The organism is Xanthomonas sp. NCPPB 3200 (genome assembly GCF_056393585.1).
In genome coordinates this window covers 688,882-710,902 of sequence record NZ_CM150785.1, presented here as the reverse complement: position 1 = coordinate 710,902, position 22,021 = coordinate 688,882, and the positions used below count along the sequence as shown (strand labels likewise).

Here is a 22,021-nt window from a genome sequence, read left to right as displayed (position 1 = left end):
CTACCTGGCAATCACCGACGTGCCGGAAGGCACCATGTAGCAGGCCTGCGCCTTCTTGCAGGCATCGGCATTGAGTTCGGCGATCTGGCTGGCCAGGTACTGCTCGGGCGTCAGGCCGATCAGATACGTCCTGGGCACCGGAGTCATCACCGCTGCCACTGCCTTGGCACGCCATTGGCATCAACACCTCGGGATCGGCGAAAATAGCCGCGGTCCGGACGCTCCGGCCTGCGGCGGCAGCGGTCCAGGCCAGCGTGGCCGCTGGCCGCCATCCATCGCGTCCACCGCGCCGCCCGCTGCATGCGCTCCGCCTTCTGTCGCTCTTTTCCGGATCCATCTTGAACACCAACGCCCCACCCCCGCCCGCCGACGACCTGCCCCTGACCGACCGCCTGCGCGCGGCGCTGGACCTGCTAGAGGCCATCGAGGCCGACCGCAGCGTGCTCGACACGCTGCCCGAGGCCGACCGCGTGCGGCTGCACCAGGTGGTGGCCAGGGTCTATCACCCCGAGCCCAAGGCGCGGCGGCAGCTGCTCAAGCAGCGCGAGCGCGAGCGGCACCAGGAGAAGGTGCGCAAGGCCGAGGCGCTGCTCGAGCAGCGCGGCATCCGCGCGCTGCGGCGCAAACCGGTGTTCAGCACGCCCAACTTCTTCCCGCCGCATGCCGCCGGCCTGCACGACGCGCACAACGGCCAGAATGCCACTGCCGCACCGGAGCCCACGCATTCGCCGGAACTGCGCCACTGCTACGTCTGCAAGCAGAAGTTCACCCAGCTGCATCATTTCTACGACCAGATGTGCCCGGCCTGCGCCGAGCTGAACTACTTCAAGCGCACCGAAACCGCCGACCTGCGCGGACGCGTGGCGCTGCTGACCGGCGGACGGGTCAAGATCGGCTATCAGGCCGGTTTGAAGCTGCTGCGCGCCGGCGCCGAACTGATCGTCACCACGCGGTTTCCGCGCGATTCGGCCGCGCGCTATGCGCAGGAGCCGGACTTCAACGAATGGGGCCATCGCCTGCAGGTGTTCGGCCTGGATCTGCGCCACACCCCCAGCGTAGAAGCGTTCTGCAGCCAGCTGCTGGCCACCCGCGACCGGCTGGACTTCATCATCAACAACGCCTGCCAGACGGTGCGCCGCCCGCCGCAGTTCTACGCGCACATGATGGCCGGCGAGACCGCCGCGCTGCACGAGTTGCCGGAAACCGTACGCAACCTGGTCGGCCATTACGAGGGCCTGCGCACGCCCGAACTGCTGCGCGATGCCTCGGCAATGGCGCTGCCGGCGGTGCATGGCCGCGGCCTGGACGGCGCCGATGGGCTCACCCGCGCCGCCGAGCTGTCGCAGGTGGCGTTGCTGGACGACGAACTGGTCGGCCAGCAGCACCTGTTCCCGGATGGACGCCTGGATCAGGACCTGCAGCAGGTGGATCTGCGCGGGCGCAACTCCTGGCGCCTGCTGATGGACGAAGTGCCCTCGGTGGAACTGCTGGAAACCCAGCTGGTCAACGCCATCGCGCCCTTCATCATCAACGCGCGGCTGAAGCCGCTGATGCTGCGCACGCCCGAGCGCGACAAGCACATTGTCAACGTCTCGGCGATGGAAGGGCAGTTCTACCGCAACTTCAAGACCACCCGGCATCCGCATACCAACATGGCCAAGGCTGCGTTGAACATGATGACGCGCACCTCGGCGGCCGATTACCAGAACGACGGCATCCACATGAACAGCGTCGACACCGGCTGGGTCACCGACGAGGATCCGGCGGACATCGCCGCGCTCAAGGTTCAGCAGGAACGCTTCCACCCGCCGCTGGACATCGTCGACGGCGCCGCGCGCATCGTCGACCCCATCATCCACGGCGCCAACACCGGCGAGCATGTGTGGGGGCAGTTCCTAAAGGACTATGCGCCGACGGATTGGTGAGGGCTCTCAATCGGCAGGTGCCTGCACCGGCGCCTGCTGCAAATGTTGCCGCCATGTGCATAACGGCCGAGCTCCCTTGTCGCCCCATTGACTGCACCGCCGCTAGCGTCACGGTCAATCAACCGAGACGCCCACATGACAGAGCACGGCAAGCCCAACCCGATCATCGACACCCTTTCCAACGTCATCGGCGCCATCCGTGCCGACGACGACATGCACGACCTGGCCCAGGCCCACGATGCGCTCGAACCCAAGGCCATCGAGAAGCTGACGCCGGCCGAAGCCCGGCAGCAGCCGACCATTGCCGACGCGGTCAAGAAGCTCCTGCACGACCAGGGCAAGTCCGCCGACCCGGAGGCGCTGGTGCCCGGCGTCAAGCGCACCTCCCACACGCTGGAAACGCCTGCCGGCAATCTCCCGGCCTTCGTCTATACCCCACAGGGCGGCACCGCACTGCCGGTCATCGTCTATTTCCACGGCGGTGGCTGGGTGATCGCCAATGCCGAGGTCTATGACGGCGGCGCGCGCGGGCTCGCCAAGGAAACCGGCGCCATCGTGGTCTCGGTCGACTATCGCCAGGCGCCCGAACACAAGTTCCCCGCCGCCTGGGACGACGCGCTCGCCGCCTATGAGTGGGTGCTGGCAAACGCGGCAAGCATCGGCGGCAACCCGCAGCGCGTCGCACTCGCGGGCGAGAGCGCCGGCGGCAACCTCGCCATCGCCACGGCCGTGGCCGCACGCGACAAGGGGCTGCCGGCACCGACGCATATCCTGGCGGTCTACCCGGTCGGGCAGACCGGCAGCCTGCACACCGAGTCCTACATCGAAAACGCCATCGCCAAGCCCCTGAACAAGGCCATGATCGAATGGTTCGTGGGGCACCTGATCCGCAGCGACGCCGACAAGGCGGATACGCGTCTGGACCTGGTCAACGCCAACCTGCGCGGCCTGGCACCGGTAACGATCATCAACGCCACCATCGACCCGCTGCGCAGCGATGGCGCCAAGCTGGAAGATGCGCTGAAGGACGCCAACGTACCGGTCGAGCGTGAGGTCTACACCGGCGTGACGCACGAGTTCTTCGGTTGCGCCGCAGTCGTTGCCAAGGCGAAGGCCGCGCAGGAGTACGCAGGCAAGCGGCTGCGCGAGTCGTTCCGCTAAACAAGGCACAGCGTCTGGCACGACGGGCGTGCCACGCGATAGCAGGAACAGATAATGTCCACACGAGGGCCGCCCTGGCATACCAGGCGGCCCTCTTTTTTGATCCCAGTTTGTGCGTTATTAAAACTATTACTGTCGGGACAGGGTATTGGCTCCGAGCCTGCCTCGTAGGCAGCACGATGCGACAGGCCTGGGACTAAAAAGGACTACCGCAGCAACTCCTGCCGCAGCCATTGCATGTACGATCCGGCCAGGGAGGAGTCGCGGTCAGACAAGGAGTTCGCCATGCATGGGATCCACTCCAAAACTACCATCGCCTATACGCAGGTCAGGCACGCACTGCAATCCGGCCGGTATCGACCCGGTCAGCGCATCGATCCGACAACGTTGGCTGCCGAGTTCAAGGTCAGCCCCACGCCGGTACGCCTTGCGTTGCATCGCCTGGTCGGCGAAGGCCTGGTCATCGATCACGCACGCTATGGCTTGCAGGTGCCGCTGCTCACCGAGGTCGCACTGCGGGATCTTTACGACTGGATGGACCGCCTGCTGCGGATGGCCTGCGATATCGGCGTTGCATCGACACCGCACGCCGCTGGCGAGTTGGAGACCACCACCGCACCTGCTGACGTGGTCAAGCAGACCTGGAAGCTCTTCGACGCCATCGCCCATGCCACGGCGCATTGGTCGCTGCATCATGCCGTCAGGCAGACCAACGACCGGTTGGCACCGGTGCGACATGCCAAACATGGCCTGCTCGACTCTCTCGAAGAAGAACTGGCAGAGCTCACGCTGCACTGGCAGCAGCGCAACCTTGCCGCGTTGCAGACAGCGTTGCATGCCTATCACGTACGCCGCATCCAGGCCGTGCCGCGCATCGTGGCGGTCATGAATGAGCGCATCAACCAGGCTTCCAGCTTCGGCGACTGAGTGTCGTCAGCGCAGCACATCGCGGGATCTGCATGCTGTGCTTGCGAGCTGCCTGTGACGTGCGCCTGATGTGGCGTGAAAGGTGCGATGCGACACCACCAGCCAGATTTGCGCGGCCATCTTCGATGACGGTCACACAGTGCATTTAATTATGACGGTGTTACGACTTAATCATTTGAAAATCAATACACCTGTTTCCTAACGTATCTGCGTCATGGATTCCCATGACACAACCAGGAGACAGCGATGAACATCAATGACACCACCTACAGCGATGCATCCAGCGAGATCACGGTGCTTGGCGTTGCCAGCACCGACACCAAAGGCGGCCCGCTCGCTGGCGAAGAAATCGGCGGCTTCAACGTGCCTGGCATTTCCGAAGAGTGAACCCGAGGCGTGCCTGAGTGCACGCCTCTCCCACCAGGAGTAGAGACCATGGATACCAGCAACAACGACGCGCACACCACGACGTTTGGTCAGGATCTCATCGTGCTTGGGATCGCAAGCCTGGACACGCAGGGCGGGCCACTGGCAGGCGAAGAAATGGGTGGCAGCACCACGCTGGGCATCAGCCAGGACTAGGCGCTGCCAACGCGCGGCGGTCGCCACTCGGCTGTACATGCCGGTGAGCAACTTCCCAGGTCACGGGGCGCACTGCAACGGTGCGCCCCTTCTCTCAAGGACAGCGCCATGCACCGCTACACATTGCGCAACGACCTAACGTTCTGCCGCATTGGCGAGCGCCTGGTGTTTCTGGATGTCGGCAACGACCGCTACTTCCGCCTGCCCCATGCACTGGAGCACTCCCTGCTCGCCTACCTGGCGCATGACCCGGTGTCGGACCTGGAGATCAACGACCTTGTCGAACGGGGCTTGCTGGTGGAACGGTCGCAAGCGACCGCCGGCCCGCAGCTTCCCGTCATGCCTGTTTTGCGTAGCGCGATGGAAATGCCTGTACCGGCGCGACGACCACAGCTGCTTGAAAAGCTCGAGGTGCTGGCACTTGTGCTGTCCACACGCCTGGCATTGAAGCGCACCCCGCTTGGCAGGGTACTTGGCAGCCTCTCCGCTGGAGCACAGCGTCGGGGGATGCAGCAACGCTCGCTCGCCGGACTCGAGCAACGGCTCACCGATGCAGCGTCCACCTTCCAGCGAGCACGCGTGTGGGTGCCGGTCGAGATGCGCTGCCTGCTCGATTCAGTCGCATTGGCAAGATTCCTGCGTAGGCGCCAGCTCGACGCCCAGCTTGTCTTCGGAGTCGCACTCGATCCGTTTTCGGCCCATTGCTGGGTACAGACAGGCGATCTGGTCCTGAACGACACGGTCGGCAACGTCCACGCGCATACCCCCATCCGGGTGGTGTGATGTACCGCTACATCGCCTTGTTCAACCATGCGCAGGTGCACCGCGATGGCGACCGCGCCGGCATCGATGCGTTGTTGCGCCAGATCGGGTTACAGCTACGGCAACGCACTGGGCACATCGACCTGTATGCATCAGACGACACGCCCGTGCTCGACCTGCCTGGTGGTGGCGCACTGATCGGCCATGTCTTTTCGCAGCGCGACAACGCCCCTTTGCTGGACGGCGCATCGCTGCATGCGTTGTCCGCGGCACAGCGGACGCGGCACCTGATCGAGACGCACTGGGGCGAGTACCTGCTGTTGCATGCACCGCGCGCGGATCCCAGCGCCATCACCGTCATGCGCGAGCCTTCCGGCGGCGTGGCATGCGTTTACGCGCTACAGCATGGCTTTATCACTTCAGACATTTCGATCGCCACGCATGCCGGTGTGTACACGCGTGAGATCGACTGGGACTCCATCGCCCATCATCTGCACTACCCGCACCTCAAGACCGAGCGCACCGGGCTTGTCGGCATACGCGAATTGCTGCCGGGCAGCCAGCTGTGTCTGCAGTCCAACCGCAGCCGTGTCGAGCAAGTCTGGAACCCCTGGGATTTCGTCGCAGCCTCTCGGCGCCGGCACGACCCACTCGACGCACAGGCACAGCTGCGTCAGGCGGTCGCCTCCAGCGTCACGTGTTGGGCGCGGACCGATGTGTCCGTGCTGCTGGAACTCTCTGGCGGCCTGGACTCCTCCATCCTGGCTGCATGCCTGAAAGACACCACCGCGCGCGTGGCGTGCTGCAATCTGGTTACGCCGGTGCCTGGCGCCGACGAACGGCACTATGCCCGGCAGATTAGCGATCTGTTGGGCACCGAGCTGATCGTGCGCACCATGGGGTTCGACGCTGCACCGGTCGATTTCGCACCGCCGGCACATGCGGTCGCGCCCAGCACCTGGTTTCTGCAGCATGCCTCCAATGCGCTGAAAGAAGCGATCGGCACGCAGCTGGCCATCACCAGTTTCTTTTCCGGCGGCGGTGGCGACACCGTGTTCTGCAACACCAGAACCGCCGCGCCCGCCGCAGACGCCTTCCGTGCAGGCGGCCTGCGCGCCGGCTTCAGCGCAGTCCATGCACTTGTCGAACTGCACCAGTGCACGCTGTGGAAAGCAGGCAGGTTGACGATCAAGAAACTCCTCGCCAAGGCCGGACCGCCACGCAAGCCGGAGCGATCGTTCCTGCTAGGCACGCAGGCTGAGGTTCCATTGCAATCGCATCCCTGGTTCGATGCCCCACCCGACAGCCTGCCCGGCGACCGCGAACGTATCGTCGATCTGGCCGGCACCCAGGTGTTCCGTGATGGACTGGCGCGCAGTGCATCGTGGCACCTGCGCATGCCGCTGCTCTCGCAACCGGTGGTGGAGGCCTGCCTGACAGTGCCGAGCTGGATGTGGATCGCTGGCGGCCGCAATCGCGCCGTCGCACGCGATGCGTTTGCGGATGTGCTGCCTGCGCAGATTCTGCATCGCCGCAGCAAAGGCACCTTCATGAACTACTCCGGCGCGGTCTATCGTCGGGGCAGGCAGCAGATCCGCGATTATCTGCTGCAGGGTCGGCTTGCAGGCCAGGGGCTGCTGGACGCCGATGCCCTGCGCCACCATTTCGACCACACAGTGGCCGACGGCGACCACAGCGTCATGCGCATCTTCGACCTGTGCGCGGTCGAGAACTGGGTCCGTCATCAGCGCTGAGGTTGCCTGCACTGCGTAGGTGCGTGGCGCAGCTGCCAACGTGCCACGCGTCAGCTGCGCCACACACGCTAGTCGCCACGCGACGGCAGTGCCGCCTTGATTGCGCGCCAGCGCGCATACTGCGCGGCCTTTTCCGGCGCAGCGTCCTGGTAGTCCTGCAACCAGAAGCGGAACCAATCAACGTTGCGCGCATATACGGCCAACTTGTGCTGCGGCTGGAACTTCTGGTGCGGCTCGTTCGCAAACACGTACAACTCGGCGCGTTGCGCACGCAGCAGGGGAATCAGGTAATCCAGCGCGTACAGATACTCCTGCTCGGAATGCTGGAACAGGATCGGCGCGCGAATCCGCTCCAGCTTGAACGCCGGCGACAACACTTTCCATCGCTCGGGTGTCTGCTCCGGTGCACCCAGGCCCCACATGTCGCGCAGCCCCTTGAGGAAGGGCTCGCCCTTCATGCTGCCGAACAGGTAGTACGACGGCGACACCACCGGGTTGGCTACCGAAGCGGCGGCCAGCAGGTTCGACTCAGTGGCCGTCCACAGGGTCACCGCACCGCCGAAGCTCAGCCCGCCCATGCCCACCCGCGTGCGATCGATGCCGGCCTGTGACGACAACAACGCCACCGCGCTTTCCACCGCCGCCAGCCCTTCGCCGTGCCGTTCCACCGCATCCATGGTGTAGCCGGGCAGCTGATTGATGCACAGCGCTGCGATGCCTACCTGCGCCAACGCGGCGAGCGGCCACTCATCGCCCACGCCACCGCGTACGAAGCCAGGGCAGCTGTAGTAGGTGACGAACAACGGCGGCTTGCCCGCGCCGGTACCGTGTGCCGCGAAGAACTGCCCGCTGTATCGCCGCCCACGTGCATCGCTCCACTGCAACAGCCGTGCAGGCGTTGCACGCGCCATGTCCGCTGCAAGCTCCGCATTTGGATCGAACAGCACCTGCCGCGTGCCATCGTCCAGGCCGATACGTTCCAGACGCGGCGGGCGATCGGCTTCGGCTGTCACGCACACCAGCGCAACGGCCGAGGCACCGCAGCGTGCCGCCGGGTCACGCCCGCCATTGATCAAACCGCGCCCCTGCACCACCAACCGCACCCGCCCGGTGGCCGGATTCCAGCGCTGGATGGATTGCGCCAGGCCCAATGCAGGATCGGTGATGGTGAAGAGCACCTCCGCATTCCCCGGGCGCCACTGCACTGCACTGATTGTCTTGTCCACGCAGGCCGCCGCGGTGCAGCGCACGGCCTTGCGGGCGTGTGCACCGGGCAGGACTGACAGCGCCACCTGCGGACGGAATAGCTGGCCCTTGCCATCACCCACACGCGACAACACCGCCACCGCACCACCGGGCGCAGGCACGGACTGCCACACGTCACCGTCGACACCGTGCGTACTGACGGGCGATTCCTCCGCGGGCACCGGCGCATCCGCGAGTGGCCGCGTGGTTACCGTGGCCAGGTCCAGCGCCAGCCAGTGCTCCGGCACATCCGCCGACAAGCCGGTGCGATCGAACCACACCGTGCCGAAGCGCTGCGTCGCCAGGCGTCCTTGCACATTGCCCGAGCGGAACAGGCCCTGCCCGAGCGGCACCGTCTCGTCGATCCGGATGCCTTGCGCATACTCGTCCTGTTCGGCCGCCATGACCTGCGCGCGCGTGGCGCCGACGCGGTAACGCAGCACCCGCCCATCCGCGTCCAGCGAAAACTCCTGCACGTCGGCCGCATCGTGGGTCACCGCTTGCGCGCCGGAACCGTCCGCCGCCGCGCGCCACACCGCAATCACGTCATCGATCAACGCGCGGTAGTACAGCCAGCGACCATCCGGCGACCACAGCACCTTTGCAGGCAAGGACCCGCCTGCCGAATCGCGCAAGGGCACGCCGCCATCGGCAATGCGTCTGGGCGCAGCGTCCTGCAGGCCCTGCACGTACCAGACGCTGTCGTAGGTATTGCGCTGCACCGCTGCCTGCTCGGTGCGAAAGGCCACGCTGCGGCCATCCGGCGACAGCGTGGGGCTGCCGATATCCACCACCTCCAGCAATCGCTGGGACGATACCGTTTGCGCGTGTCCCACGCATGCACCTGCCGCCATCAGCACGCCTGCAAGCAGCAGGCGCCATGGTTTGTGATTCCTCACACACACACTCCTCTCAGCAACGCTCAAGGACCATCGCCAATACATCGGCTGCAGCAGGCAGCCCACGCATCACCAGTGCTTGGACACCGACACGCTCACGAAGCGACCAATCGCCGAATAGTTGGTGGAGTCGTACGGCGCCACGTACAGCGGCGAGGTCACCCGATACAACGGCGGATCGCGATCGAAGGCGTTGTCCACCGACGCACCGAACTCCAGCCCCGCCCACGCATCGCCGCGTGCGCCGGTGGCGTAGCGCAACGCCATATCGAATGTGGTGAACGATGCCGACTCCACCCCGTCGGCGCGGTTGCGCACCCCGCCGCGGTAGTTGCCGAACAGCGAGGCGGTAAGCCCGCCCTGCTTCCACACCGCGCCCACGCGGCTGCTCAGCTTGGGCGGGTTGAACAGCGTGCCGGACAGATCGAACGTCGGTTGCGCGGGGAGTGTCCGCTGCGTGCTGTCCAGCCAGCTCGCCGAGCCGCGCAAGGTCAGCGTGCCGCGCGCCAACGCCACCCGGTAGCTACCGCTCAGGTCCAGACCCTCGATGTCCTGCTGCGCCACGTTGGCGTACTGCGTGTAGATGATTGCCGCCACCCGGCTCGGGTCGTAGGCGACGCCGGCAAAGTTGGAGAATCGGCTGGCGAGCGCGATCACATCGGCCTGCGCCTGCGGCGTCGGCGTGCGGTCCACGAAGGGCGCGTAGATCGGATTGCGCAACGCCTGGCTGGCATTGGCGATCGGCTGCAACACGCGGTTGCTGTAGTCCACCCCGAACCAGGTCAGCTCCGCCTCCAGGCCATCCAACGCCTCGGGGTGCCAGGCCAGCGAGACCGAGCGGGTGATGGCGCGCTCCGGCTGCAGATCCTGGTTGCCGCCATCGGCCACCAGCACCGTCGTCCCGGCGGGAAAGCCTACCCCGCCGAACGCGCCCGGCTGGAACAGCCACGCCTCCTGCGCGTAGTTGCGCTCGAACAGCGTGGGCGCCTTGAACGACTTGCCCCACGAGGCCTTGAGCGTCACATCGCTGCCAGGCGCATACAGCACACCGAACTTGGGCGTCGTCACCCCGCCGAAGCTGCTGTAGTCCTCCCCGCGCACCGCCGCTGTCAGCGTCAGTCGCTGCACACCGGGCACGCCCTGTGCCGGGCCCACCACCGGCAGGTTCAGCTCCGCATAGGCAAAGCGCGCACTTTCGCTGCCGTCGATCGTCGCCGCGCCACTGACGTGGTTGACGTTACGGAACGTGTTGCTGCGATACCCCACCCCGGTGGCCAGGCGCGCATCGCCTGCCGGCAGCGCGAACAGCGGCCCTTCGGCGCCCAGCTCGTAACTGCGGCTGTCGTTGCAATAGCACAGGTCGGTCACGCTCACCGCACCGCTGGCCAGCGCCGTCTCCTGGCGGTATTGATCGTGCTTGCTGTTGCCGTCGGTGGCGCCCAATGTCAGCGTCCAGTCGTTGGGCAACCACACCACAAGGCTCGGTGACAGCAGCAGGCTGGTGGTGGTCGGAGTGACCCGGCTGTTGCGGCCACTGACAGCGTAAAAGTGCAGTTGGTCGCGTTCAGTGCGTAACGCATCCAGGCGCAATTCGGCGTTGTCGCCCAGCGCCTGGTAGGCACTCAGCAGCCCGCTGCGCAGGTCGCTGCCCGGATACAGCGTGGACGGGTCGGTGAGTTGAGTGGTGTAACTACGCTGACGGCTGTAGATGGGGTCTGCGGACGCGTCCTGATAGGTCGCGATCACTCCACCACTGCGCCAGGTGGTGCCGGCCGTAACGCTGTATTGCCGCGAGGTGAGCCCGCCTTGCGTGGCCCGCCCGAAGCGCGTGCCAACGCTCACCCCGTCGTAGTCGCGCTTGAGGATCACATTACCGACGCCACCCACCGCGTCCGACCCATAGATTGCCGACGCACCGTCGGCCACGATCTCCAGCCGCTCCACTGCCTCCACCGGGATCGCGCTGAGGTCCACCGCCTGGGTGAATCCACCATAGGCCAGCCGGCGCCCATTGAGCAGGGTGAGCGTGGCATCGGCGCCCAGCCCGCGCAGGTTGAGGCTCGCGCCGCCGGTCATATTCTGGTTGGCATTGCCGGCCCCGGCCAGATTGCCGCTCAGCACGCCCGGGTTCTGTCCACCGGAGAAGTTCTGCGGCACGCTGCGGATCACCTCGCCCAGATCGCTGAAATCCTCTTCCTGGATACGCGCCGCGCTGATCGAAATCACCGGCGACGGAACTGCACCGCCCTTGATGCGCGTGCCGGTGACTTCGATGGACTCCAACTCGGTCGCGGCGGTTTGCGCCGGCGCGGTCGCCGCAATCGCAGCCTCCGGCGAGCCGGGCCTGGGCGGCTCGCCTGCGTTCGGTGCCACGGCTGCCGGCGTTTTCTGCGCCGCTGCCGGAGCTTGCGTCGCCCCCTGCGCTGTCGCTGCCCGTGCCCCCACCGCACCTGCCGCCCCGCTCGCCACGGCTAGTAGGGCGATGGAAATGGCGTTGCGTAACGTGCGTGTCTTCATGCTGCGTCCTTTGGCTTGCCTGGGTTGGCCCGCCGACGGCGCACTCCGGGTCGACCCGACCCGCATCGCCAGCTGAGCAAGATCGGTCCTGCACCCACTGCTAAAACGCGGGCACCGCAACGCGGCGGGCAGCGACCAGTATCACTAACTGTTTGATTTTCGAGCAATCATTGCGCACGCAAAATGGCTCGGCACCCATCCGGGCCCGACACGTCATCGCTGTGTATGCAATTGCCCTTTCCCCACTACCTGCTACGCGTCCACTACGCCTGCATCGCCATCACCAGAGCATGCCGGCCGTGGCTACGTGCACAGGCGCATCACCGCGCTGCGCATCCGCTTCCACCGCTGGGGTTTGCACGCGTTGCACAGCAGTGCGTTCCTGCGCCGCAAGGTTGTGCAGCGACAGCAGCGAGACCACCGCCAAGGCCAGTCTGCTGCGTGCATGATCAAAACCGACACCGCTCCCCGATACTGCCCGTCGTGCTTGCATGTGCATCCTTCGCGTCCTGGGCGCGGCACCATCGCCATTGCGTCCCCCGACAACAAGTGATGTTGCGCAAGCGCAATGCCCTACCAGTAACGTGTGCAATATGCAGGCAGCGCTGCAACAGAGCGCACATTCAACGGTTTCCGCAACACGCAGTGCGGTTTGCTGAGTGCCGAGCGCTGAGTGCGCGCTACTGCACCAGCAGGTGATGCACCGCGTAGCCGATCGCGGCAACCAGCATCGCTGCCAGCAACAGCCAGGGCCAGCGACGACGCCGGCCGGAGGCCGGCGTCAGCAGTTCCAGATCGCGTGCAGTGGCGGCCTGCAACTCGGGATCATCCAGCACTGCCGACGCGTGTTCGTCCACGTCGAGCAACTGCTGGTAGGCCGCACGGTGGCGCGGATCGGCAGCCAGCCACGCCTCGCGCGCAGCGCGCTCGGCAGCAGTCTCGCTGCCGCGTCGAACGAGATAGGCGGCCGCCTGCGCGTGGATGCGCCCGGACTCTGCACGCATGGCTGGTGACTCCCGACGGGCCGTCTGCTGCGGCCTCGCGCACGATGCTACCAGCATCTTCCGGCAACGCCAGCCAGCCGCCTTGCAGCCCGGTTACTGCGGCAGTTCCCCCACCGCCGCGCGGCACGCCAGCAGCGCACGGCTGATGTGCTTCTCCACCATCTTGGTGGAGATCCCCATCTTCGCGGCGATCTGCGGATAGGTGAGCCCGTCGAACCGGCTGAGCTTGAACGCAAGCCGGCACTTTGGCGGCAGCTCAAGCAAGGTGCGCTTGAGCAGCACATCGAGTGTCTGGCGCGCATCGGCAATCTCGTCCACGCCGGCCTCGTCGGCGCTGATCGGCGCAACCTGGTCCAGCGACACGTGCTGCGCCGCCAGCCGCCGCTGACGCGAGCGCCGCTGCTCGATCACCAGGTTGTGCGCGATGCGGTACATCAGCAGCCGGCGGTCGCCGATGTTGGGCGCATCGCGGTACACCATCATCCGCGAGAAGGTCTCCTGTGCCAGGTCTGCAGCGGTCTCGGCATCGCGCGTACGGCGGCGCAGGTATACCAACAGCTCGGCATGCAGTGCGGCCAATGCCTGGTCGAACTCGGCGCGGAGACGGTCCCTCTCGGCGAGCGACGGCTGCCCGCGCGCCATGGGCGGCCCGTCACGCGAGCTCATCGTGATCGCCGCGCCTTCGGCCAAGTGCCGCTGCCCACCAACTCCCCCACGCATCCTGCGACACGACGCACCAGCGCAACGCGCGCGCGAGGGTCATGCAAGTGGATCTGAACATGAGCAGTGCAGCCGAAAGATGGAGAGTGGGTGGTGGGCGCCGCACCCCGAACCGCAGCCCCACCTCTTCTATGACGGCAAGCGATGCTAACCCCCTACGTTTTGCGCGTCAGTCAGCCTCCGTCCACATCAACACACACGTGCTGCACACCTCAACCCTGTCACTTGCACCGGCGATACTGCATGACCGATTCGCCGTCAGAAATCACCAGATGCTCGCCCTTTCCAGATACGGGTCATCCGTTCTTCCAGCTGGTGCGAGATCTGACGTGGCGGACACGATCCAGACGTGAGGTTTGTAAGCAACAAGGCCGATTGCTACCGACATCGTTCGGCACTCGTACGACGCATCGTCCGCCAAGTCTGGTTTCATCAACACCAAAGCCGTCACTCCATCCTTTGGGAAACGGGCCAGAAGCGCGGAATCGGTGTTCATTGCCCTTCATGAACTGAACTACCTGCCCGGTGCCACCCCCGCTACCCCGTGTTGTAGGGGCGCCGATCGGTGCTCGCGATAAGACTCATCGCGCTCCCCCTCTTCGCTAGCAAGTGCGCTGCACCAGAGACGCATCTTCAGCCGTCGGTTGAAATGGTCACCTTTTCCCAATCGGCGATGGACGCTGCGAACGCAGCCAGCTTGGCTCGCACCAGCGTCAACGCATCGCTCCCCAGAAGCAAATGCGCCGGCGGATTTTCCGCGGCAATCACCTTCAGCATCGCGCGTGCTGCCTTCACCGGGTCGCCTAGCTGCTTGCCACTCTTTTCCTCGCGGGCCTGGCGGATGGGATCAAAGATGGCGTCGTAATCCGCGATGGATCGCGGCGCCCGCTGCATCGAACGCCCCGCCCAATCGGTGCGAAACGAACCCGGCGCCACCGCTGTCACCGCGATGCCTAGCGGACCAACTTCCTTGCCCAGCGTCTCGGAGATGCCTTCCAGCGCGAATTTGCTGCCGCAGTAGTATCCGATGCCGGGCATGGTGATGTGGCCGCCCATCGAGGTGATGTTGAGGATGTGGCCGCGGCGGCGCTGGCGCATGTACGGCAACACGGCCTTCATCATGGCGACGGCGCCGAATACGTTGACATCGAACTGGCGGCGCATCTCCTCGAGAGGCGACTCCTCCATGATGCCTTCGTGGCCGTAGCCAGCGTTGTTTACGAGGACGTCGACCGGGCCGACATTCTCCTCCACTTCGGCGATGACGCCGTCGATGGCGGCGAAGTCGGTGACGTCGAGGAGGCGGCCATGAACCTTCCCGGGAGCGAGGTCTTCAAAGATGCGTTTCGCTGCCGCGTTGCGAACGGTACCGATGACCACGTGGCCCTGGGCGACGGCTTGCCGAGCCAGGGCACGGCCCAAACCGCTACTGACACCGGTGATGAGGAGGGTCTTCGGGTTGCCCATGGGTGCTCCGTTGGTTGGTCTTGGAATGCATAATCCGCCACCATTGCCAGGTCGATAAGTCACAATTGGCTTTTATTCTTGCCTATTCCTATGGATGCTCCGAAGGCTCGCACGCTCAAACTTCTGCGCGAACTTGCACCCGACGAGGGCTATAACCTCACGGCGGTGCCGAGCGTCCGCATCCTCCGCTCCGACCGGGCGCTTGCCCGCACGCCCGTGCTTTACGACCCTGGCATCGTCATCGTGTGCCAGGGCCGCAAACGTGGCTACTTCGGCGACCAGCTCTACCTTTACGACGCGGACCAGTACCTCGCCGTCTCGGTGCCCGTGCCTTTCACGATGGAAACGGACGCCACGCCGGCCCACCCCCTGCTGGCCCTCTACCTCCATCTCGACTTCCCGCTCGCCGCGGAAGTGGCGGAACAGATCGACCGCAAAGGCCAGGCCGACACTCTGCAGCCACCGCAGAGCATGATGTCCACGCCCGTGGACGACGCCATGCGCGATTCGGTCCTGCGCTTCCTCGAGGCCATGCAGAAGCCACTGGATGCCGCCGTCCTCGGCCCGGGACTGCTACGCGAGCTCTATTTCCGCGTATTGACGGGCGCGCAGGGCAGCGCCATGCGTAGTGCACTGGCCATGCGCGGCCAGTTCGGTCGCATCAGCCAGGCGCTACGTTTGATTCACGCCTCATATCCGCAGCCCCTGGACGTGGCGCGACTGGCGAGCGAAGCAGGCATGAGCGCGCCCAGCTTCCAGAGCCACTTCAAGGCGATCACGCAGGTCTCGCCCATGCAGTACGTGAAGTCGACGCGGCTGCACCAGGCGCGGTTGTTGATGGTGCGGCAATCGCTGACGGCGGAAGCGGCGAGCCATGCGGTGGGGTACACCAGCCCATCGCAGTTCAGTCGTGAGTTCCGGCGGTTGTTTGGTGCCACGCCGGCGGCCGAGGCGCGGAGGATGCGGGAGACGTTTGCAATTCCCGAGGCATTTGCGGATGCGGTGTACGTCTCTTCGCACTAGCTAAGGGAACCGCGGCAATTAAACCGCATGGCTCTTTCCGCTTGGAGGAGCGCGGAGACCGCATGTTGCCGGCCTGCGCACGCGCGGTATTTCAGCAGCGCTACGACCGCAAGGACTATCAAGCAGCGTTCTCTACACTGTCTCCCGTCCTGACGCATTGCGGACAGGCGCCGGGATGGGACGAGGAGGGAAATATGCGCAACGACGTGGCAATCGTCCAAGACAAGACTGCCCAGTACGCGCCATGCCTGGAAACGCTGCGCTAACGGGGTCAGGTTCACTTCCTAGCCAAATTTCAGGCTACGGCCTCAGCTTTCGAGAGGGCTTCCTCGCTATCAGCACCAACGCCGGGCTGCGAGTCTTGTGCCATGGCCAGACTTCCACGCATCGACCTTCCCGGCATCCCGCCGCACATCGTGCAGCGCGGGAACAACCGGTTGCCCTGCTTTCTGGATGATGGCGATCGATTGCGCTATCTGCACCTGATGCATGAGGCCCTGCACGCCACAGGCTGCCAGTTGCACGCTTACGTCTTGATGGACAACCATGTGCACTTGCTAGTCACGCCACCTGATGCGGGACGGATCGGGCAACTGATCCAGCGGCTTGGACGAAACTACGTCGCAGCATTCGTCTTCATCTGCAGCAGCAGCGAGCCCTGGGCCACGACGCCTTCCGCGCAATGGTCGAAACCAAGACCCACCGCTTTGCGGGCGTCAGGCCCGCTCATCGCCCACACAGACCGAACACCGCCGACTGACAAGTTAACCTGACCCCGTTATTGGCTCCGTTGTTGGCTTGAGATGAAAAGTGCGCAGCAGCGCACGAACAGGCAGCGGATCCGCGCCGGGCGGCACGGCTCCCGCCCGCGACCTTTCCCACTCACGCGGTCGCCCGGACCACTGGCATGATGGTGCCCGCACGTTGACCACTGACGTACAGGAGGCAGGGATGTCACAACACGCTATCGAGGAGTTCATCGAACGCTGCGTCCAGCTGGTCGATCGCGGCAGCTTGAGTCGCACGCACAAGGCAGCGCTCATGCGTAGCCTGCTTGGGCTGCAGGCGCGTTACGACACCGGCCTGACATGGTTCCGCGTGCACACCGAGCTACTGCGCAATGGCGTGCTGGTGCGTACGGCGGTCGAGGACATCGACGATGCGACCCTGCGCGCGCAGGCCCTGGCCGCCGAAGCGCCCGGTTGGCTGGAGGACGCACAGGGCGAGGTCTATCTGCAATGGCAAGACCAGGCACGCGTGGTCTACCGCCGACCAGACACCGGCCACACGCTACCGCTGGCAGAAGTGTTCGGGGACGTTCTCGACCTCGCCCACCAGGCCGATGACAGCGCGTTGTTCACCGATTGCTACGGCCTGTTGGTCAACGGCTGGCTGGACGAGACCTTCGACGCTGCCGACGGTATCGCGCCCACCCTGGACGGCCTGCTCGCTTCCGACACCTTGCGCGCCATCCGTGCGCTGGCCGCACTCCGCGCGCTCAAGCCTCGCCGTGGCGCGCCCGAGGACCTGGCCGTGCCGCGGCTGGCCGACAGCGGCACCTCCGGTGAGATCGAGCGCGAGATGGGTCTGCGGTTTTTCCTGCAGCCCAAGCGCACGCCTGCGGCGTTACGCACTACGCGTGACAAGGCCACACGTCAGCAGGTGCGTCTGCGCGAGCTGCTCCCGCAACTGGTGGAGCAACACCTGGGCACATCGCTGCGCGCTGCTGGTTGGTCTGCTGTCACGGTTGAAGCGAGCCATCGTTGGCAATGGATCCGCGACCACGACGGCAGCCGTCAGTGTCTGTGGGCCAGCTATGACCCGACCCTGGGCGAGCTGATGGTCCAGGCGGGGCTGCAGCATGCCCGCCTGCTGGCCTGGCAGCAGCGCGCGGCGACCACGCAGCTGCATGACCTGCATTGCGTGGCTGATGCGGCCACCTTCCTGGGCAAGCAGGTCCTGGACAGCGCGGACGTGGGCGACTACGGCGGCTGGGCACTGAATCCAGCCCACAGCGACGCCGTGCTGAGCGCTGCCCTGGCCCGTCTGGCGACGGCACTACCCGCACTGGATGTGCACTTCTTCAGCCGCATCACCGATCAGCTGGCCGGCCCCTGGTTCCAACGCTCCGCCGACACCTGGCTGCAGCTGCTGGAACACGGCGACGACAACGGCGTGGTGCCGCCCGAGGTGATATTCGCCAGCCCGGACAGCGTGCTGCTGGTATTCGTGTTCTTCCACCTGGAGTGCGGCGAACAGACACGTGCCAACGCACATGTCGAACAGTTGCGCCAGCGGCTGGCCGCACGCGCCCGTCCAACTGTCTGGCATCGCCAATGGCTGGCGCCATTCCTGCAGCAGTGGGAGCACGGGGCAGGCACTGCTCCCATGCCACCGCTGCTGCACCCGCTGCTGCTCGATCACCTGCGCGCAAACGATGGCGCCTGATTGCCGCACCACGCCGCCGATACGCGGCTGGCGCGACTCAGGCGTGTGTACGGAGGCCTTGCAGGTCGACATCTTGCTGCCGCAAGCCGCGGCGCCGCGCAGGCAACGCGGTGCCGCATTCCAAGGCCTTGTCCGCTTGCAATGCCGGCAGCGCACAGGCATCACGCACAGCCCCTCAATAGCGTAGCGCCTCCGCTGTGGGTGCCACCGGCGCAAACCGCGCCTTGCTGAAGTCATGCAGCAGCCGAGCCGCCTGCTCACCCTGCTCGGAATAGCGCCGGAAATCGCTTTTGCACAATCGATACAGGCAGCCGCCCCGCGCGAACACTAGGTCGCCGCCATCCCAGTCGGCCCAGTCGGTGCCGGGCAGGTCCACCAGCACGGCGCCGTCGCGATCCAGCACGCGATGACCCAGCGCATACCAGGCATCGTTCTGGCGCCCCACGGCATGCAACAGCGATTGCAGCCGACGCCCGCCACTGCCGTCCTTCTCCCACACGCGTGGGCGCGTGAAGCCGTAGAGCACGCCGCTTCGCAAACCGCCGCGTTCGCCCTCACCGCCGTCGAGCGTTCGCCAGCCAGCGCGCTGCCGCAGCATGCTGTCCATCGGCTCGTCTTCGCCACCGCCGGACCATTGCCCGAACGGCCGCACCGTCATCCCGTGCTTCAGACCGAAGCCGGTCGGCAGCGGAAACGGCTCGCGGCCTGCCTGCGGCCGATGATTCAACAGCAAGGTCTGCTCGTCCTCAAACGCACCACCGCCACCCCACGCATCCCCCTTGGGCCAGAGCGCCAGCGCGGTGAAGAACGGTGGGCGCGACAGCGCTGTCCAGGTTCCGAAATCGCCCTTGTGCTTGGCCGCGAAATACACCAACAGCCGCCCCGACGGCGACAGATCGCAACGCCGCTCGTAGATGCGGCCCTTGAACCACTGCCCGTGCTCGAACGTGTCCGTGCGCAAGTCCCAGCGGATCAGCTGTACCTGCTTGCTGGGCCCACGCCGGAAGATCACCCCGGTGCGTGCGTCCCGCGCCAGCAGGACGTACAGCCGTGTGGCCGGGGTGAACCTGTCTTCCATCTGCGATGTCGATTGCATCTGCATCCTCCGTGGATTGACGCTGCTCCCGCACCGATGCAGTTCAGCCACATCTGGCTGCAGGCAACACGTATCGCAGCCGCCGCACGGTGTCGTGCCGATTATCGAGCCCGGGCAACAGAGCGCAAGGTCTGCGCTGCAGGCATTCCGGCGTCGCGCCCTGGTGTGTCGCGCACACGTTGCCTGCTGCCGGGCACCGATCGCCTCGCGCGTTATCCTTCGCCCCGCAAGCAGCTGTCTCTTCCGCCTTCTGCGAGGAACCGCACCTGAGCAAGGTCACCCGTCGTCAATTTCTCGAAACCGGCATCGTCGTCCTGGGCACAGCGGGCATGCTCGGCGCCTGCGCCACGCAGGACAGCGCCCTGCACACGCGCTGGAGCCAGTGGCAGGCGAAATGGCGCTGGATGGAAGCCATCGCCCGCAAGCGCCGTTGGCAGGTGACGCCGCTACGGATCGCCCCGCCTGCGACAGAACGCCAGCTGCTATCGCTCGAACGCCGTCACCGCCTGCCGATCCCCGCCCAACTGCGTCGCGTCCTGCGCGAGCTGTCGGCGGAGGTGAGCTTCGGCTGGTACGTGCCCTCGCATCTGCGCGCGATGGAACAGCAAGACCTGCCGTCGATGAGCTGCAATCGCGACACAGTGTGGAGCCTGACGCACATCGATACGATGGCCCTGCCCGTCTTCCTGGACTGGAAGCAGGAGCTGGCCACGCGCGATCTGTCCGAGGCACCCAACAGTCCTGCACTGTGGGAACACCAGTTCGCTTTCTACAACCTCATCAACGGCGACTGGCTGACCATCGAGACCACGCATGCGGATCCGGCCAGGCAACCGGTACGCTATTTCTCGCACGAACTGGAGATGCTGCACGGCCTGGCGCTGGCGCCGGACTTCTTCAGCTTCATCACCCAGATGTCGGCGCTAGGCATGGCCGGCACCGAATGGGCCTCGTGGATGCGCTTCGGCAACGGCCAGAAAGACGACACCTTCTACCTGGATGCCGGCAACCAGGGCTCAAAGGCGTGGCTGGCCTGGCTGCAACGCGACCCGGCACAACCCGACCCCGATACGCCGCCGCTGCCGATCGTGGAGCGCAGCGCTGCCGATCGCGCATTGCTGGACGCCGCACGCGCCAATTCACTCGTCGGCGTCGAGGCCGCATTGCTGGCAGGCGCCGTCCCCGACTGCACGCCGGACAGCGACTGGCTGATGGAACACACCGCATCCGACCAGGAGTTTTCCACCGCCATCCATTACGCCACCCGGCACGACAACACGGCGATGATCGAGCGCCTGCTCAAGGCCGGCGCAACGCTCAATACACGGCTGCTGCCGCTCAATACCGCGGTCAAACACGGCACGCTAGCCACCGTGCGCTGGCTCATCGCGCACGGCGCACGCGTCAACGGCTGGGCCAATCAGCGGTACTGGCCGCTGCACGACCTGGTGGTCACCCGCGGGCCGATCGCCGCAATGACGCGCGCGCACTACCGCCAGCACCTGATCGACAGCATCAGCATCGGCAGCCTCGACTCACTGGATGGCATGATCGCCCAAGCCAAGGACGCACAGACCCGCGAGCGCTATCGCGCCGCCAAGCGCGCCCTGCAGCAGGCCAGCGAGGAGGCGGTGAAAGACGTCGACAGCAAGCTGCGCAACCACCTCAGCCTGCAGGACTATCTGGACATGCTGGAAGCGCTGCTGGACGCCGGCGCCGACCCGGACGCACGCTGGGACAACGGCACCACCATGCTCGGCTGGGGCGGCGTGGCCACCGCACGCGTGCTGCTGGCACACGGCGCCGATCCCAACGCACGCGACATCCACGGCACCACGCCGCTGCACACCGCCAGCACCGGCGAAAAGGTGCGCGTGCTGGTCGCCGGCGGCGCCGACATCAACGCGCAGGCCATCGCACAGAACACCGACGACTCGCAGCACTACACACCGCTGCAGTCGGCGCTGCTCTCCCACACGCTCGATGGCGACAGCCCCATCACCGCGCTGCTGGAACTGGGCGCGGACGCCACCCGCACCGACGCCGATGGCCGTTCGTCGCTGGCCTATTGCTTCCAGCCGGACCTGGTGCGCCTGATCATGAGCAAGGGGCTGGACCCGCTGGCCCTGCAACCGGGCCAGCAAACCCTGCTGCATAACCTCACCGCCCGTCACTGGCTCCCGCGCCACACGTTCCCGAAGGAAGTGGCCTTTCTCGATTTTCTGCTGAGCCTGGGGATCGACATCAACGCGCGCGACGCCAGGGGCCGCACCCTGCTGCACTACGCCGCCGAACAGGAAAGCAACGATGAGAGCGCGCCCAACTACGCCCTCGTCCTGGCCCGGGGTGCCGACAAAACCATCAAGGACAACGATGGCAAGCGCGCCGTCGACCTGTTTGCCGCCTCGTTGCAGACGGTGCGGGCGGCATTGCGGTGATGCGCATCAAGGGTGATGTCGATGTCCATCGCTCCATCATCTCCGGGACACCA

General features: G+C 65.7%; 19 protein-coding genes and 1 pseudogene. 12 read left to right on the top strand and 8 right to left on the bottom strand.

All coding sequences use genetic code 11. The features are described from left to right. A pseudogene (locus AC06DU_RS03050) lies at positions 1-120 on the bottom strand (SPFH domain-containing protein); the annotation flags it as partial. Between the two features lie 218 nt (positions 121-338). On the opposite strand from AC06DU_RS03050, the gene AC06DU_RS03045 reads away from it, so the two are divergent. From AC06DU_RS03045 to AC06DU_RS03015, 7 genes are all read left to right on the top strand, one after another. Next, complete coding sequence (locus AC06DU_RS03045; RefSeq protein ID WP_115043063.1) at positions 339-1,925, top strand: SDR family NAD(P)-dependent oxidoreductase; 1,587 nt, start codon at positions 339-341, stop codon at positions 1,923-1,925. Between the two features lie 135 nt (positions 1,926-2,060). Next, positions 2,061-3,086: an alpha/beta hydrolase gene (locus AC06DU_RS03040; protein ID WP_065032158.1), complete on the top strand. Its 1,026-nt coding sequence runs from the start codon at positions 2,061-2,063 to the stop codon at positions 3,084-3,086. 285 nt (positions 3,087-3,371) lie between these two features. Next, a complete protein-coding gene (locus tag AC06DU_RS03035; RefSeq protein WP_478203528.1) occupies positions 3,372-4,013 on the top strand; it encodes a GntR family transcriptional regulator in 642 nt (213 codons plus the stop codon). A gap of 246 nt (positions 4,014-4,259) precedes the next feature. Further along, on the top strand, positions 4,260-4,400 hold the full coding sequence (locus AC06DU_RS03030; protein ID WP_104538648.1) for a lasso peptide xanthomonin 1: 141 nt from the start codon (positions 4,260-4,262) through the stop codon (positions 4,398-4,400). 48 nt (positions 4,401-4,448) lie between these two features. Continuing rightward, entirely contained in the window at positions 4,449-4,595 is a 147-nt protein-coding gene (locus tag AC06DU_RS03025) for a benenodin family lasso peptide (protein WP_016903880.1), read from the top strand. Between the two features lie 108 nt (positions 4,596-4,703). Beyond that, on the top strand, positions 4,704-5,378 hold the full coding sequence (locus AC06DU_RS03020) for a lasso peptide biosynthesis B2 protein (RefSeq protein WP_435012881.1): 675 nt from the start codon (positions 4,704-4,706) through the stop codon (positions 5,376-5,378). Beyond that, positions 5,378-7,111, top strand: coding sequence for a lasso peptide isopeptide bond-forming cyclase (locus AC06DU_RS03015; RefSeq protein ID WP_478203526.1), 1,734 nt, complete (start codon positions 5,378-5,380; stop codon positions 7,109-7,111). Before AC06DU_RS03020 ends, AC06DU_RS03015 begins: the two co-directional genes overlap by 1 nt. A gap of 68 nt (positions 7,112-7,179) precedes the next feature. Here AC06DU_RS03015 and AC06DU_RS03010 read toward each other — a convergent pair whose 3' ends face one another. From AC06DU_RS03010 to AC06DU_RS02985, 6 genes are all read right to left on the bottom strand, one after another. Next, on the bottom strand, positions 7,180-9,255 hold the full coding sequence (locus tag AC06DU_RS03010) for an Atxe2 family lasso peptide isopeptidase (RefSeq protein WP_478203524.1): 2,076 nt from the start codon (positions 9,253-9,255) through the stop codon (positions 7,180-7,182). Positions 9,256-9,324: 69 nt separating this feature from the next. Next, positions 9,325-11,772, bottom strand: coding sequence for a TonB-dependent receptor plug domain-containing protein (locus AC06DU_RS03005; RefSeq protein WP_478203522.1), 2,448 nt, complete (start codon positions 11,770-11,772; stop codon positions 9,325-9,327). Positions 11,773-12,452: 680 nt separating this feature from the next. Next, positions 12,453-12,776: a DUF4880 domain-containing protein gene (locus AC06DU_RS03000; RefSeq protein WP_160955266.1), complete on the bottom strand. Its 324-nt coding sequence runs from the start codon at positions 12,774-12,776 to the stop codon at positions 12,453-12,455. A 93-nt stretch (positions 12,777-12,869) separates the two neighbouring features. Beyond that, complete coding sequence (locus AC06DU_RS02995; protein ID WP_226426886.1) at positions 12,870-13,442, bottom strand: RNA polymerase sigma factor; 573 nt, start codon at positions 13,440-13,442, stop codon at positions 12,870-12,872. 319 nt (positions 13,443-13,761) lie between these two features. Next, positions 13,762-13,992, bottom strand: coding sequence for a hypothetical protein (locus AC06DU_RS02990; RefSeq protein WP_478203521.1), 231 nt, complete (start codon positions 13,990-13,992; stop codon positions 13,762-13,764). A 137-nt stretch (positions 13,993-14,129) separates the two neighbouring features. Then, positions 14,130-14,963: an oxidoreductase gene (locus tag AC06DU_RS02985; protein WP_478203519.1), complete on the bottom strand. Its 834-nt coding sequence runs from the start codon at positions 14,961-14,963 to the stop codon at positions 14,130-14,132. Positions 14,964-15,053: 90 nt separating this feature from the next. Between AC06DU_RS02985 and AC06DU_RS02980 the strand changes: the two genes are divergently transcribed. The 4 genes from AC06DU_RS02980 to AC06DU_RS02965 all read left to right on the top strand — a co-directional run bounded on the left by AC06DU_RS02980 (position 15,054) and on the right by AC06DU_RS02965 (position 18,434). Then, positions 15,054-15,986, top strand: a complete 933-nt coding sequence (locus tag AC06DU_RS02980; protein WP_065032165.1) for an AraC family transcriptional regulator — start codon at positions 15,054-15,056, stop codon at positions 15,984-15,986. Between the two features lie 62 nt (positions 15,987-16,048). Continuing rightward, positions 16,049-16,252 carry a hypothetical protein gene (locus AC06DU_RS02975; protein ID WP_184615805.1) on the top strand — a complete coding sequence of 68 codons (204 nt, stop codon included), beginning with the start codon at positions 16,049-16,051 and terminating at the stop codon, positions 16,250-16,252. Positions 16,253-16,354: 102 nt separating this feature from the next. Further along, on the top strand, positions 16,355-16,759 hold the full coding sequence (locus AC06DU_RS02970; protein ID WP_478203517.1) for a transposase: 405 nt from the start codon (positions 16,355-16,357) through the stop codon (positions 16,757-16,759). A gap of 178 nt (positions 16,760-16,937) precedes the next feature. Further along, on the top strand, positions 16,938-18,434 hold the full coding sequence (locus AC06DU_RS02965) for a hypothetical protein (protein WP_478203515.1): 1,497 nt from the start codon (positions 16,938-16,940) through the stop codon (positions 18,432-18,434). Positions 18,435-18,609: 175 nt separating this feature from the next. Here the strand turns inward: AC06DU_RS02965 and AC06DU_RS02960 are convergent, their stop codons facing one another. Next, complete coding sequence (locus tag AC06DU_RS02960) at positions 18,610-19,530, bottom strand: hypothetical protein (protein ID WP_260286157.1); 921 nt, start codon at positions 19,528-19,530, stop codon at positions 18,610-18,612. Between the two features lie 329 nt (positions 19,531-19,859). Here AC06DU_RS02960 and AC06DU_RS02955 point away from each other — a divergent pair, with 329 nt between their 5' ends. After that, positions 19,860-21,968 carry an ankyrin repeat domain-containing protein gene (locus tag AC06DU_RS02955; RefSeq protein WP_184615807.1) on the top strand — a complete coding sequence of 703 codons (2,109 nt, stop codon included), beginning with the start codon at positions 19,860-19,862 and terminating at the stop codon, positions 21,966-21,968. The last annotated feature ends 53 nt before the right edge of the window (positions 21,969-22,021 follow it).

Bases quoted from the DNA above. Each gene is read 5' to 3' on its own strand.
- AC06DU_RS03040 (WP_065032158.1), top strand. From the start codon at position 2,061: ATGACAGAGCACGGCAAGCCCAACCCGATCATCGACACCCTTTCCAAC.
- AC06DU_RS03035 (WP_478203528.1), top strand. From the start codon at position 3,372: ATGCATGGGATCCACTCCAAAACTACCATCGCCTATACGCAGGTCAGG.
- AC06DU_RS03030 (WP_104538648.1), top strand. From the start codon at position 4,260: ATGAACATCAATGACACCACCTACAGCGATGCATCCAGCGAGATCACG.
- AC06DU_RS03025 (WP_016903880.1), top strand. From the start codon at position 4,449: ATGGATACCAGCAACAACGACGCGCACACCACGACGTTTGGTCAGGAT.
- AC06DU_RS03020 (WP_435012881.1), top strand. From the start codon at position 4,704: ATGCACCGCTACACATTGCGCAACGACCTAACGTTCTGCCGCATTGGC.
- AC06DU_RS03015 (WP_478203526.1), top strand. From the start codon at position 5,378: ATGTACCGCTACATCGCCTTGTTCAACCATGCGCAGGTGCACCGCGAT.
- AC06DU_RS03005 (WP_478203522.1), bottom strand. From the start codon at position 11,772: ATGAAGACACGCACGTTACGCAACGCCATTTCCATCGCCCTACTAGCC.
- AC06DU_RS03000 (WP_160955266.1), bottom strand. From the start codon at position 12,776: ATGCGTGCAGAGTCCGGGCGCATCCACGCGCAGGCGGCCGCCTATCTC.
- AC06DU_RS02995 (WP_226426886.1), bottom strand. From the start codon at position 13,442: ATGAGCTCGCGTGACGGGCCGCCCATGGCGCGCGGGCAGCCGTCGCTC.
- AC06DU_RS02990 (WP_478203521.1), bottom strand. From the start codon at position 13,992: ATGAACACCGATTCCGCGCTTCTGGCCCGTTTCCCAAAGGATGGAGTG.
- AC06DU_RS02985 (WP_478203519.1), bottom strand. From the start codon at position 14,963: ATGGGCAACCCGAAGACCCTCCTCATCACCGGTGTCAGTAGCGGTTTG.
- AC06DU_RS02980 (WP_065032165.1), top strand. From the start codon at position 15,054: ATGGATGCTCCGAAGGCTCGCACGCTCAAACTTCTGCGCGAACTTGCA.
- AC06DU_RS02975 (WP_184615805.1), top strand. From the start codon at position 16,049: ATGTTGCCGGCCTGCGCACGCGCGGTATTTCAGCAGCGCTACGACCGC.
- AC06DU_RS02970 (WP_478203517.1), top strand. From the start codon at position 16,355: ATGGCCAGACTTCCACGCATCGACCTTCCCGGCATCCCGCCGCACATC.
- AC06DU_RS02965 (WP_478203515.1), top strand. From the start codon at position 16,938: ATGTCACAACACGCTATCGAGGAGTTCATCGAACGCTGCGTCCAGCTG.
- AC06DU_RS02960 (WP_260286157.1), bottom strand. From the start codon at position 19,530: ATGCAATCGACATCGCAGATGGAAGACAGGTTCACCCCGGCCACACGG.
- AC06DU_RS02955 (WP_184615807.1), top strand. From the start codon at position 19,860: ATGCTCGGCGCCTGCGCCACGCAGGACAGCGCCCTGCACACGCGCTGG.